Origin of the sequence: Rhodococcus sp. SB1D (assembly GCF_048573875.1) — a bacterium.
GTDB classification, from domain to species: domain Bacteria; phylum Actinomycetota; class Actinomycetes; order Mycobacteriales; family Mycobacteriaceae; genus Rhodococcus_F; species Rhodococcus_F qingshengii.
Map to the genome: position 1 here is coordinate 269,975 of NZ_JBMAIQ010000001.1, position 12,339 is coordinate 282,313.

The 12,339-nt window shown below is 63.7% G+C and carries 11 protein-coding genes; 10 read left to right on the forward strand and 1 reads right to left on the reverse strand.

Annotated features, from left to right (window positions below; translation table 11 throughout):
* Window positions 1–88 precede the first annotated feature (88 nt).
* Genes ACN50D_RS01290 through ACN50D_RS01300 form a run of 3 tightly spaced genes read left to right on the forward strand, consistent with a single transcriptional unit; the run spans window position 89 to window position 3,225 of the window.
* Window positions 89–1,090, forward strand: coding sequence for a DUF3152 domain-containing protein (locus ACN50D_RS01290; RefSeq protein ID WP_211920606.1), 1,002 nt, complete (start codon window positions 89–91; stop codon window positions 1,088–1,090).
* Between the two features lie 47 nt (window positions 1,091–1,137).
* Window positions 1,138–2,325, forward strand: a complete 1,188-nt coding sequence (gene moeZ, locus ACN50D_RS01295; RefSeq protein ID WP_003942292.1) for an adenylyltransferase/sulfurtransferase MoeZ — start codon at window positions 1,138–1,140, stop codon at window positions 2,323–2,325.
* A gap of 45 nt (window positions 2,326–2,370) precedes the next feature.
* Window positions 2,371–3,225 carry a TIGR02569 family protein gene (locus ACN50D_RS01300; RefSeq protein ID WP_007731227.1) on the forward strand — a complete coding sequence of 285 codons (855 nt, stop codon included), beginning with the start codon at window positions 2,371–2,373 and terminating at the stop codon, window positions 3,223–3,225.
* Here ACN50D_RS01300 and ACN50D_RS01305 read toward each other — a convergent pair.
* Entirely contained in the window at window positions 3,222–3,902 is a 681-nt protein-coding gene (locus ACN50D_RS01305; protein WP_003942319.1) for a FadR/GntR family transcriptional regulator, read from the reverse strand. The genes ACN50D_RS01300 and ACN50D_RS01305 overlap by 4 nt on opposite strands.
* A gap of 93 nt (window positions 3,903–3,995) precedes the next feature.
* Between ACN50D_RS01305 and ACN50D_RS01310 the strand changes: the two genes are divergently transcribed.
* From ACN50D_RS01310 to ACN50D_RS01340, 7 genes are all read left to right on the forward strand, one after another.
* Window positions 3,996–5,258: an MFS transporter gene (locus ACN50D_RS01310; RefSeq protein ID WP_019747810.1), complete on the forward strand. Its 1,263-nt coding sequence runs from the start codon at window positions 3,996–3,998 to the stop codon at window positions 5,256–5,258.
* A gap of 113 nt (window positions 5,259–5,371) precedes the next feature.
* Window positions 5,372–6,772: an MFS transporter gene (locus ACN50D_RS01315; protein ID WP_085989607.1), complete on the forward strand. Its 1,401-nt coding sequence runs from the start codon at window positions 5,372–5,374 to the stop codon at window positions 6,770–6,772.
* A gap of 49 nt (window positions 6,773–6,821) precedes the next feature.
* Window positions 6,822–9,323: a nitrite reductase large subunit NirB gene (gene nirB / locus ACN50D_RS01320; RefSeq protein ID WP_211920447.1), complete on the forward strand. Its 2,502-nt coding sequence runs from the start codon at window positions 6,822–6,824 to the stop codon at window positions 9,321–9,323.
* A gap of 90 nt (window positions 9,324–9,413) precedes the next feature.
* Window positions 9,414–9,827: a nitrite reductase small subunit NirD gene (gene nirD, locus ACN50D_RS01325; RefSeq protein WP_003942316.1), complete on the forward strand. Its 414-nt coding sequence runs from the start codon at window positions 9,414–9,416 to the stop codon at window positions 9,825–9,827.
* Window positions 9,824–10,984, forward strand: coding sequence for a uroporphyrinogen-III synthase (locus tag ACN50D_RS01330; protein WP_003942336.1), 1,161 nt, complete (start codon window positions 9,824–9,826; stop codon window positions 10,982–10,984). The genes nirD and ACN50D_RS01330 overlap by 4 nt, the downstream gene beginning before the upstream one ends.
* Window positions 10,971–11,720, forward strand: coding sequence for a sirohydrochlorin chelatase (locus ACN50D_RS01335; protein ID WP_166502929.1), 750 nt, complete (start codon window positions 10,971–10,973; stop codon window positions 11,718–11,720). The genes ACN50D_RS01330 and ACN50D_RS01335 overlap by 14 nt, the downstream gene beginning before the upstream one ends.
* A complete protein-coding gene (locus ACN50D_RS01340) occupies window positions 11,665–12,312 on the forward strand; it encodes a maleylpyruvate isomerase family mycothiol-dependent enzyme (protein WP_007731241.1) in 648 nt (215 codons plus the stop codon). The genes ACN50D_RS01335 and ACN50D_RS01340 overlap by 56 nt, the downstream gene beginning before the upstream one ends.
* The last annotated feature ends 27 nt before the right edge of the window (window positions 12,313–12,339 follow it).

Below are 12,339 nucleotides of genomic sequence, written 5' to 3' on the forward strand. Positions count from 1 at the left end.
GCGTGGACGAACTACGCAGAACCCTGAACGTGAGGAACGTCGAATGCGTAGCGGAACTGGAGCGCCTCGCGACGAACGTCGGCCGGAGGTGCCGAATGATCGTGCCTACGGCGAACGCGACTATCGCGGCATTTCCTCCCATCAGCCTTTGCGCGCCCAATGGGATCCGACCAAACGAGAAGTGGGCCGAACCCCGCGTAATCCGCGACCGGACCGGGCAGCGCGAAAGCAGAGCAAGCTTGGGCGCTTCGTCTCGACCTACGGTTGGCGGGCCTACGCGATTCCGGTTCTCGTGGTGCTCACCATTCTTGTGATCGTCGATGCGGTACGGCCGGACGCCACAGACTCCGCGAGCAAGACGTCGGCCACCGCCGACCTCGCGCACAGCACCGACGGAACCGATGTCATCGGTGCCCCACCGGCCGGAGACGGAACTTTTGCCTCGTCGATACCGTCCGGTGCCCTTCCCGACGGTGGTCCGTTCACCGTCGCGGGGGGTGGAACGTGGCACGTCGTACCAGGTACGACGGGCAAGGTCGGACAGGGAACCGAACGCGAGTTCACGTACACGGTCGAGATCGAGGACGGCGTCGACACGACCGGCTTCGGCGGAGACGAATCGTACGGACGCATGGTCGACCAGACACTGGCCAATCCGAAGAGTTGGACCAACGATCCCAAGGTCGCGTTCCGGCGCGTCGACGCCGGCGAGCCGGACTTCCGGATCTCCTTGACCTCACAGATGACGATCCGCGAAGGCTGTGGATACGAAATCGAACTCGAAGGATCCTGCTACAACCCGAGCATGGACCGAGTCCTGCTCAACGAACCGCGATGGGTGCGAGGCGCCATTTCGTTCCAGGGCGACATCGGCTCGTATCGGCAGTATCAGATCAATCACGAGGTCGGCCATGCCATCGGATACGCCGCTCATCAGCCGTGCGAGACCGAAGGCGGACTCGCACCGATCATGATGCAGCAGACCTTCGGAACCGCGAACAACGACATCGCTAGGCTTGATCCCGAGGGCGTCGTTCCGATGAACGGACTCACGTGCCGCTTCAATCCGTGGCCGTACCCCCGAGCGTGACCGGATCGAGAATCCCTGATCTCGTCTTGAACTAGGAGTGTTTCGCGGTGTCTGCAACACCCGTCGTATTGCCACCACTGGTGGAGCCGGCAGCCGAGTTGAGCCGGGAGGAAGTTGCCCGATACAGCCGGCACCTGATCATCCCGAACGTAGGCATGACCGGTCAGAAGCGGCTCAAGAATGCACGAGTCCTGTTCATCGGCGCCGGTGGATTGGGTTCACCGGCACTGCTCTACCTCGCGGCCGCAGGAGTGGGCACCATCGGGATCGTCGAGTTCGACGAGGTCGACATGTCGAACCTGCAGCGTCAGGTGATTCACGGACGCTCCGACGTCGGACGCCCGAAGGCGCTCAGTGCGAAGGAGTCGATTCTCGAAATCAACGAGCACGTCGACGTCCGGTTGCACGAGTTCCGCCTGGACAACTCCAACGCGGTCGAACTGTTCTCCGAGTACGACCTGATCCTGGACGGTACGGACAACTTCGCGACGCGGTACCTCGTCAACGATGCTGCCGTCATCGCGGGAAAGCCGTACGTGTGGGGCTCGATCTACCGCTTCGAAGGGCAGGTCTCGGTCTTCTGGGAAGACGCCCCGGACGGCGCGGGACTGAACTATCGCGATCTTTACCCGGAGGCGCCGCCGCCAGGCATGGTCCCCTCGTGCGCCGAGGGTGGTGTGCTCGGAGTCCTGCCCGCGACCGTCGGTTCGATCATGGCGACCGAGGCGGTCAAGCTCATCACGGGGATCGGCGAACCGCTTCTCGGACGCCTGATGATCTACGACGCACTTGCGATGACGTTCCGGACGATCCGCCTTCAGCGTGATCCGACCCGCGTGCCGGTCACCGCCTTGATCGACTACGACGCGTTCTGCGGTGTCGTGTCCGAAGAGGCGAGTGCCGCTGCTGTCGGTTCGACGATCACGGCGCCCGAACTGGAGGCCATGATCGGCGAGGGACGGTCGATCGAGCTGGTCGACGTACGAGAACCGGTTGAATGGGACATCATGCATCTGCCGGGGGCCGTGCTGATCCCGAAGGACCGCATCCTGTCCGGTGAAGCTCTGGCGACGTTGCCGCAGAACAAGCAGATAGTGCTGTACTGCAAAACCGGCATTCGTTCCGCCGAGGCATTGGCATTTCTCAAGAACGCCGGTTTCTCCGACGCGGTCCACGTTCAAGGCGGCGCGATCGCCTGGGCGAACCAGGTGGATGCGAGTCTGCCGGTCTACTAGGCGCGCCTCGCGGGAGGCGGCGCCGCGCACCGGTAGCGTTGGGGTGTGAGCACAGGCCAACCTCCCCAGCACGTGTGCTCCACCTTCGGCCTCCGTGAAGTCGATCCCATCCCACTCGGTGCGGATTGGGACGGCGGGTGGCTGTGTGGAGACGTCGTCCTTTCAGCAGTCGCGGATCATGCCCGCGCAGCGTGGTCGGCGAAGGTGCGAGAGAACCTCGAAGTCGACGGCGTTCGGCTGGCTCGACCGGTGCGTTCGACCGACGGTCGTTACGTCGTCTCGGGCTGGCGTGCCGACACCTTCATCGTCGGATCGCCGGAACCACGTCACGACGAAGTGGTCTCGATGTCCTGCCGACTGCATGCGGCGACGGCCTCGCTCGAGCGTCCGCGCTTCCTTGCGCAACCGCCCGTGCCGCCGTGGGCCGAGGTCGACGTATTCGTCGCCGCTGATCGCGCGGCATGGGAAACGGTTCCGCTGAGGATCGCGAAGGGCGTCGAGCAACTCGAGACGCCCACTCCTGACGGTCGCAAGAGTCTGGAACTGATCGCCGGGCTCGCTACTTTGCGTAAGCCGGTGCAGAGCCCGGACCAGCTCGTGCACGGCGATCTGTTCGGGACAGTGCTGTTCTCGGGCAGTATGGCGCCCGGAATCACCGACATCACGCCGTATTGGCGGCCGGCTGCGTGGGCCGCCGCCGTCGCTGTGGTCGACGCGATCTCGTGGGGCGGTGCCGACGAGGCACTGGTCGGCCGGTGGGAAGATCTCCCCGAGTGGCCGCAGATGCTTCTACGTGCGGTGATGTTCCGCTTGGCGGTTCATGTTCTGCATCCTCGCTCGACGGCGGACGCGTTCCCGGGGTTGGCCCGTACGTCCGACATCGTGCGCTTGCTGCTCTAGATCGGGGCGCCGGTACCGAAGTCCGAGACCAGGCCCTCGAACAGCTCGCGTGCGGCGTTCGAGGCGGCCACGGTGTTCCCGTCGACGACAGCGTTGACGAGGTTCGCGTGCTGCGAGTGGAATCCTTCGCCGGTTGCATCGATGTGCTGTTGGATCGTGGTCTCGATGACCGGGAGCAGGGAGTCGTAGAACTCCAGGTAGACCTCGTTGTGGCTGGCCGCGACGATTGCTCGGTGCAGGGCGACGTCCGCGGTGGTGGCAGCGTCGACGTCCTGACCCTCCCATGACGCGGTGCGAAGCTCGAGTAGCCGCGTCAGTTCGGCGATGTCGTCTTCGGTTCGCCGTGCGGCGGCGAGGGTGGCTGCAGTGATGTCGAGTGCGCGCCGAAGTTCGAGTACATCCCGCTGGTGGGCACCGGCAAAGTAGTTGCCGAGAGTGCCACCGAGGTCGGAGACAGCAACGACGTAGGTGCCCGATCCCTGACGACGTTCCAGCATTCCGGCGTGTACGAGCGCCTGGACCGCCTCGCGCACGGTATTGCGACCGGTCCCGGTCAGCTCCGACAGTTCCGGTTCGGTGGGGATTTTGGAACCGATCGGCCAGGTTCCGCTCCGGATCTCGTTGCGGAGTTGTTCGGTGACCTGCGAGATGAGACTTGCGCGTCGAACGGGTTGCACGTGGTTGTTTCCTCGGGTCCGGGTAAGTGGTGTGAATGTGACGTTAGATTACCGCGCTTGTGCGAGTTCGTCCGGTCATCCTATGATTTGCCGGTGACTGCTCAACTGGAGAGAACCGAAACCCGCTCGTTGATACAAGGCCGTGTGCTCGTCTTCGCTGCGATTGCGATGTCTGCGCTCGTACTTCGACTTGCGGTGACCTCGTTCTCGCCCTTGGCGGCCGAGATTCGCGACGAGATCGGCTTCTCCGCCTCGATCGTCGGTGTCTTCGGCATGGTTCCGACCGCAATGTTCGCCATCTTCGGTCTCATCACTCCCGCCATCGCGAAACGTATCGGGCTCGAGCGAACGGCCCTCGTCGCGATGCTCATGGCCGGCGTCGGAATGTTGTTGCGCGCCATGATGTCTCAGACATGGTCGTTGCTGGCCCTCTCGGCTCTGGCACTGGCAGGCATGGGAATCGGCAATGTCGTGATCCCGCCGTTGGTCAAGCGGTACTTCTCGGATCGCCTCGCCACCATGAGTTCGGTCTACATCGTGGCCGTGCAGATCGGCACCATCGTTCCGGCGTTCGTCGCAGTCCCGGTCGCCGACGCCTTCGGGTGGCGGTTCTCGATCGGCTGGTGGTCCGCCTTCGGCTTCGCCGCAGCAGTGCCGTGGTTGATCACCCTCGCTCGCTCGCGCAAGGCTCGCGCGAACGAAGCCGGGTCCGTCGAGAATGCATCGGATTCGGTTGCGGCAGTGGCAGAACAGCCACGCGGTCAGGTCTGGCGTTCTCCCGTGGCCTGGGGGATGGCCGGCATGTTCGGCATGACCTCACTGATCACGTATTCGATGTTCACGTGGATTCCCTCGATCCTTCGTGACGCCGGAGCCAGTGATGCCTTCGGCGGAACGATGGTCGGAATGTTCTCGGTGATCGGGCTCGTCGCAGCTTTCGGTGCACCGACGCTGTGCGCTCGCATGGCCAATCCCTTCCCTGTCGTGATCGCGTGTGCCGTCTGCTACCTGGTCGGCATGGGCGGGCTGTACTTTGCCCCGATGGCGGCGCCGGTCGTATGGGTTGTCGTCCTGGGCCTCGGTCCGAGCACGTTCCCGATGTCGCTCACACTGATCAACCTGCGTACTCGTTCGCACATCGGTTCCTCGGCACTGTCCGGCTTCACCCAGGGCATCGGCTACTCCGTTGCCTGCCTCGGTCCGCTCCTGTTCGGCGTTTTTCACGACGTGTCCGGTGGATACGCTGCGCCGTTCGGCCTGCTCGTCGTCGCTGTGATCGTGGTGCTCCTGGGCGCCTACCAGGCATGCAAGCCTCGGATGCTCGAGGATTCCTGGCACGCACCTGCGAAAAACTAGCTCACACCCGGTCTTGTTACCGGGTGAGGATCAATTGACTTCGCGGTCATCGCACGCAGCACCGGCGCAATAACCGTTTTCTACCTTTGGGTCTCCAACATATTCAGGAGGCCCTGGTGAGTCATTACATCGAGCATTGGGATGCAGAGGACGTCGACGCCTGGGAATCCGGCGGCAAGGACATCGCGAAGCGGAACCTGATCTGGTCAGTGGTAGCCGAACACGTCGGCTTCTCGATCTGGTCGATCTGGTCCGTGATGGTGTTGTTCATGCCGACGGATATCTACGGCATCGACGCGGCCGGAAAGTTCTTCCTCGTCGCAGTGCCCACACTTGTCGGGTCGGTCCTCCGTATTCCCTACACGGTTGCCACCGCACGGTTCGGCGGTCGTAACTGGACCGTCATGAGTGCGCTGTTCCTCTTCGTGCCAACACTTCTCACGCTCTACCTGATGATGAACCCGGGTGCGTCGTACACCACGTTCATGTTGGTAGCGGCCACTGCAGGTATCGGCGGCGGCAACTTCGCGTCGTCGATGACCAACATCAATGCCTTCTACCCGCAACGCCTCAAGGGGTGGGCGCTCGGTCTCAATGCCGGCGGCGGCAACATCGGTGTGCCGATGATTCAGCTGATCGGTCTGCTGGTGATCGCCACCGTCGGTAACCGCGCTCCGTGGATCGTCTGCGCCGTCTATCTCGTGTTCATTGCGGCCGCTGCCGTCGGTGCCGCGCTGTTCATGGACAACCTGGGCAACCAGAAGTCGGACCTGCGCTCGATGGCCAAGGCACTCAAGTTCTCCGAGTCGTGGGTGATCAGCTTCCTGTACATCGGTACGTTCGGTTCCTTCATCGGATTCAGCTTCGCCTTCGGTCAGGTTCTGCAGATCAACTTCCTCGCCGGCGGTGCCACTCCGGCCGCGGCCGCGCTGCATGCAGCACAGATCGCCTTCATCGGCCCTCTCCTCGGTTCGATCGCTCGCCCCCTCGGCGGCAAACTGGCCGACCGGATCGGCGGCGGCAAGATCACCATGTGGACGTTTGTCGCCATGGCATTTGCGGCATCGATACTCGTGACGGCCGGAACGATGGACGACAACACCGCCGGCGTCGCCAGCGCCGGAATCATGGTGACATTCGTTCTCGGATTCATCGCTCTGTTCCTGCTCTCCGGCATCGGAAACGGATCCGTCTACAAGATGATCCCGGCGATCTTCGAGGCGAAGGCTCAGAGCTTCGACCACATGGATCGAAGCGAGAAGGCGACGTGGTCGCGCAGTATCTCCGGCGCTCTCATCGGATTTGCCGGTGCGGTAGGCGGTTTGGGCGGCGTCGGCATCAACCTGGTGCTGCGCGCGTCGTACAGCAGCCCCGCGAAGTCGGCGACCATGGCCTTCTGGGTGTTCCTGGCCTTCTACATCGCCTGCATCGCAGTCACCTGGTTCGTCTTCCTGCGCAAGCCGTCGACGCTGACCACAGACGTCGACGAGGCGAAGGTCGCAGTCACGGCGTGAGCGGTCCGCAGAATCTCAGAACTATCTCGTACCTCAGGAAGTAGGCGTCATGAGCAAGTCGGTTGTTGTCATCGGACACGGAATGGTCGGACACCGATTCGTCGAGGCACTGCGTTCGCGCGACGAAGCGAACAACTGGTCGGTGACCGTACTCTGCGACGAGCAGTACGCAGCGTACGACCGAGTCGGGCTGTCCTCGTACGTCGGAGCGTGGGACCCCAAGGAATTGGCACTGGCCGGCAACGATTACGTCGGTGACGGCCTGGTCGATCTCCGAGTGGGGGACGGCGCGCTCTCGATCGACAAAGATGCACGCACGGTCACGACGACAACCGGCGAGACGATCTCCTACGACGCTCTGGTGATGGCGACCGGTTCGTATCCGTTCGTGCCTCCCGTGCCGGGGCACGACGGCGACGGATGTTTTGTCTACCGCACCCTCGACGACCTCGACGGTATCCGGGCCGCCGCTGAGAAGGCTGGTCCTGGCGCTGTCGGCGTCGTGGTGGGCGGAGGTTTGCTTGGACTCGAGGCCGCAAATGCTCTCTCGCTCATGGGGATGACGGCACACGTCGTCGAGCACAATGCGCGATTGATGCCGATGCAGGTCGACGAGGGTGGCGGCGCACTGCTCGCTCGCCTCGTCACCGAACTCGGGCTCACTGTCCACACCGGTGTCGGGACGGCGGGAATTTCGCAGGCCGACAACGGAATCGTGGTCGAACTCTCCGACGGCTCCACCATCGATGCCGCGCTGCTCGTCTTCTCCGCCGGAGTACGTCCGCGTGATCAGCTGGCCCGCGACGCCGGGATCGCAGTGGGGGAGCGCGGTGGCATCCTGACCGACCTCGGCTGCGTGACTTCGGACGAGAACGTCTACGCAGTCGGCGAATGTGCTGCGGTGGAAGGCCGTTGCTACGGTCTGGTCGCTCCCGGTTACACGACGGCCGAGATCGTGGCCGATCGTCTGCTCGGCGGCGCCGCGGATTTCCCGGGCGCGGACATGTCCACCAAGCTCAAGCTCATGGGCGTCGACGTCGCCAGTTTCGGTGACGCGATGGCGACCTCACCGGGCGCCCTCGAAGTCGTCCTCAGCGACGCGTCCAAGGGGACGTACGCAAAGCTCGTGGTCTCCGACGACGCGAAGATCCTGCTCGGCGGCATTCTTGTCGGTGACGCATCGGCCTACGCGTCGCTGCGCCCGCTGGTCGGTCGCGAACTACCCGGTGACCCGGCGACATTGATCTCGCCTGCGGGGGAGAAGCCGGGTGCAGGCTCGCTGCCCGACGACGCCGAGGTGTGCTCGTGCAACGCCGTGACGAAGGGAGCCATCTGCGGTGCAATCGCAGCCGGCGCATGCGACATCGCTTCGGTGAAGGCGTGCACCAGCGCCGGAACCACCTGTGGCGGTTGCCTTCCCACCGTGAAGCAGCTGCTGGCCGATTCCGGCGTCGTGATGTCGAAGGCACTGTGCGAACATTTCGCGCAGTCGCGGGCCGAGTTGTTCCAGATCGTCCAGTCGACGCAGACCAGAACCTTCTCGGCGCTGATCGCCAAGTACGGCAAGGGCGCCGGTTGCGACATCTGCAAGCCCGTAGTCGCTTCGATTCTGGCATCGACGGACTCCGATCACATCCTGCATCGCCAGCAGGCGTCGTTGCAGGACACCAACGATCACTTCCTCGCAAACATCCAGAAGAACGGTACGTACTCCGTGGTACCTCGGATGCCGGGCGGCGAGGTCACGGGTGAGCAACTCATCGTCATCGGAGAAGTGGCGCGAGACTTCGGCTTGTACACGAAGGTGACCGGCGGTCAGCGCATCGACTTGTTCGGTGCCCGCGTCGAACAGTTGCCCGCGATCTGGAAGCGCCTCGTCGACGCCGGGATGGAATCGGGTCAGGCGTACGGCAAGTCCCTCCGGACGGTCAAGAGTTGCGTCGGTTCGAGTTGGTGCCGCTACGGTGTCCAGGATTCGGTGGGTATGGCCGTCGACCTCGAGAATCGCTACCGCGGTCTGCGTTCGCCGCACAAGATCAAGTTCGGCGTCTCGGGTTGCGCCCGTGAATGTGCCGAAGCGCGAGGCAAGGACGTCGGCGTCATCGCGACGGAGAACGGTTGGAATCTGTATGTGGGCGGTAACGGCGGACAGTCGCCCAAACACGCTCAGTTGCTTGCCGGAGGCCTCGACGACGCGACCTTGGTCAAGTACATCGACCGCTACCTCATGTTCTACATCCGTACTGCCGATCGCCTCCAGCGCACGGCGCCGTGGGTCGAATCACTCGAAGGCGGACTTGATCACCTCAAGGCCGTGATTTGTGAAGACAGCCTGGGTATCGGCGAAGAACTCGAGGCACTGATGGCCAAGCACGTCGAGGGTTACCAGGACGAATGGGCCGGTGTGCTGGGTGATCCGGAGAAATTGTCGAGGTTCGTCTCGTTCGTCAACGCACCGGAAGAAGCCGACCCGACGGTTGTGTTCGACGAGACCGGAGTGCGCAAGGTTCCGGTCCTGATGGGTATGCCGAGCATCCCCACGCGCCGGTAATAGTCGCGTAACCCGTGGGAAACACGGGATCCGTAGAAACGTAGACAAGAACCCGCGCGACGTTGTCGCCGGATCGACAGGAGGACTTCGATGAGTGTCATCGATGCGCAGATCGCCAAGCTGGATTCGGATCGACTCGAATGGACGTCGGCCTGCCCGCTGAGCCATCTGATCCCTGGACGCGGAGTTGCCGTGCTTCTTCGCGGCGGCGAGCAGGTGGCACTGTTCCTACTCGAGGACGGCACACTCCGGGCTGTCAGCAACTTCGATCCGTACGGCCGCGCCGCGGTGATGTCTCGCGGACTCGTCGGCGACCGGGACGGTGAACCGATCGTGGTCTCGCCACTGCTCAAGCAGGCGTTCTCGCTGGTCGACGGCCGGGCGCTGGACGACTCGTCGGTTGCGCTGCCGGTGTACGGCGTTCGCGTGTGGGCTGGAGTCGTTCAGGTACACAGCTTGCAGATGCAGGGTGTTCGCTCGACTGTCGCCGATGCAGTCTCGTGAGTGACGACATGCCGTTGGCTGGATTCACGGTAGGTATCACTGCTTCGCGCCGCGCCGAGGAGTTCGCGACCTTGCTGACTCGTCGGGGAGCGGATGTCGTTCACGCTCCGGCGATTCGAATCATTCCGTTGGCCGACGACCGTGAGCTCGAAAGGGTGACACAGCAGATCATCTCGGATCCTCCCGAGGTGGTTGTCGCCACCACCGGGATCGGATTCCGGGGTTGGCTGGAAGCAGCCGACGGGTGGGGTGAGGCGGAAAATCTCGGATCCGCGTTGGGCTCGGCTCGTCTGCTCGCGCGAGGACCGAAGGCCAAGGGAGCAATCCGCGCGGCCGACCTTCGTGAGGAATGGTCCCCGGCATCCGAGTCTTCCGCCGAGGTGCTCGAACATCTTCTGGCAGAAGGTGTCTCGGGAAAGCGGATCGCCGTTCAACTGCATGGTGCGACCACCGAGTGGGAGCCGATTCCCGACTTCTGTCAGGTGTTGCGCGAGGCCGGCGCCGAGGTCATCGCGGTGCCCGTCTATCGATGGGAACCGCCGGAGGATCCGACGCTGCTCGACCGGATGATCGACGCCATAGCGTCAGCCGGAATCGACGCCGTCAGTTTCACCAGTGCACCGGCCGTAGCCTCGATGTTGATGCGAGCCGACAAGACCGGGGATCTCGGCGACATTCTCGACGCGATGCGGGGTCCGGTGGCGGCCATGTGCGTCGGCCCGGTCACCTCGGCGCCGCTCGAAGCCTTGAATGTACCGACCACAGCCCCGGCGCGGGCACGTCTGGGCGCGCTCGCGAGACACATCGTCGACGAACTCCCGCAGCGAGCCAACAAGATTCAAGCCGGCGAACACGAAATCAGCATTCGCGGCGGTTGCGTAGTCGTGGACGGTGAAGTGAAGCAATTGCCGCCGGCTGCGATGTCGTTGATCCGCACTCTCGGTGCGAGTCCCGGTCGAGTCGTCTCCCGTGACGAACTGCTGGCTTCTCTTCCCGGCGGCGGCGGGGACACCCACGCCGTCGAGACCGCCGTCGCCCGATTGCGCGCGTGCCTCGGCGCGCCCAAAGCCGTTCAGACGGTGGTCAAGCGGGGCTATCGACTTGCCCTCGACCCCGGCGACTACGTACAGAATCCCGGTGACTATGCAACGCGATGACGATGTCCTCGTCCTGGTAGCTCATGGCACGCGTAGTGCACGTGGCGTGGAAATGGTTGCCGCACTGGCCGACGCCGTCGGCACGCGCGTCGGACGCACGCGCGTTGCCTTTGTCGATGTGCTCGGTCCGTCACCTTCGGAAGTCCTCCGGGACACTCCGGGGCGAGCGATTCTCGTACCGGCGTTCCTGGCGTCCGGCTACCACGTTCACACCGATGTTCGACGCGAAGTGACGCTCAGTGAGCACTCGGCTGTGAGTGTGACGCCCGCACTCGGACCCGATCCGGCGCTTGCACGCGTGTTGCTTCGGCGCTTGACCGAAGCGGGGTGGAATCCGGGTGACGCGACAGTGCTTGCTGCCGCCGGGTCGTCCGATGCGCGGGCGCTGCGAGACGTCGAGCGTGCTGCGCTGATGCTTGCCGAAGCGGCGGGGACTCGTGTCGACATCGGGTACATCGCGACCGGGGAGCCGAAGGTAGCCGATGTTGTTGCAGCAGCACGCGTTCGCGGCGCGAAGCGAGTTTTTGTCGCCTCGTACCTCCTCGCGCACGGGCTGTTCCACGAAAGGTTGCACGCTGCAGGAGCCGATGGTGTGACCGAACCGCTCGGCGTCGATCCGGGAGTGGTGGACCTTGTCGTGAATCGGTATGAGAGTGCGCGAAGGGAACTAGTATCGCTGCATGACGTCTCACTCCGTAACGCCGACGTATGCCGACCTGGTCGCAGCAGTTCGTGAATCCGACGTCAAGGCACAGGCTCTCATCGGTGCACTGACCGAAGAGCAGGCGCGGGAGCCCTCCGGGCTCCCCGGGTGGAGTCGGGGACACGTCGTGACGCACATGTCGCGCAACGCCGACGCGCTGGGCAGATTTGTTGCCGGCGTGCAGGGCGGCGAATCGGGGGAGATGTATCCAGGGGGGCCGGATGCGCGCAATGCTGCAATCGAAGAGGGCGCAGATCGCCCGGCTGAATTGTTGGCCCTCGACTACCGCTTCTCGGGAACGAGGCTGGTCGACGCGTTGTGCGAGATCCCGACAGATCGACTGGACACACCGGTGCCGTGGCGCAAACCTGTGACGGCATTCGATCTACCGATCCTGCGCTGGAACGAGATCGAGATTCACCTGATGGACCTCGACATCGGTTACACCTGCCACGACTGGCCTGCCGAGTTCGTGGAATTCACTCTCGCCAGTCAGTTGGGCGCACTGGAGACGGCGGTCCCGGGTGTACGAGTGCCGTCACTGTCCGACGCGGAGACCTTGGCCTGGTTGGTTGGGAGGCCGACGAGGGTGGGGCTGCCGACTCTCCCTGCCTGGCCGTTCTGAGATGCAGCCGTTCTGAGATGCAGCCGT

Coding starts and splice junctions, on each gene's coding strand:
- nirB (WP_211920447.1), top strand. CDS start 6,822: ATGAGCAAGTCGGTTGTTGTCATCGGACACGGAATGGTCGGACACCGA.
- nirD (WP_003942316.1), top strand. CDS start 9,414: ATGAGTGTCATCGATGCGCAGATCGCCAAGCTGGATTCGGATCGACTC.
- ACN50D_RS01335 (WP_166502929.1), top strand. CDS start 10,971: ATGCAACGCGATGACGATGTCCTCGTCCTGGTAGCTCATGGCACGCGT.
- ACN50D_RS01340 (WP_007731241.1), top strand. CDS start 11,665: ATGACGTCTCACTCCGTAACGCCGACGTATGCCGACCTGGTCGCAGCA.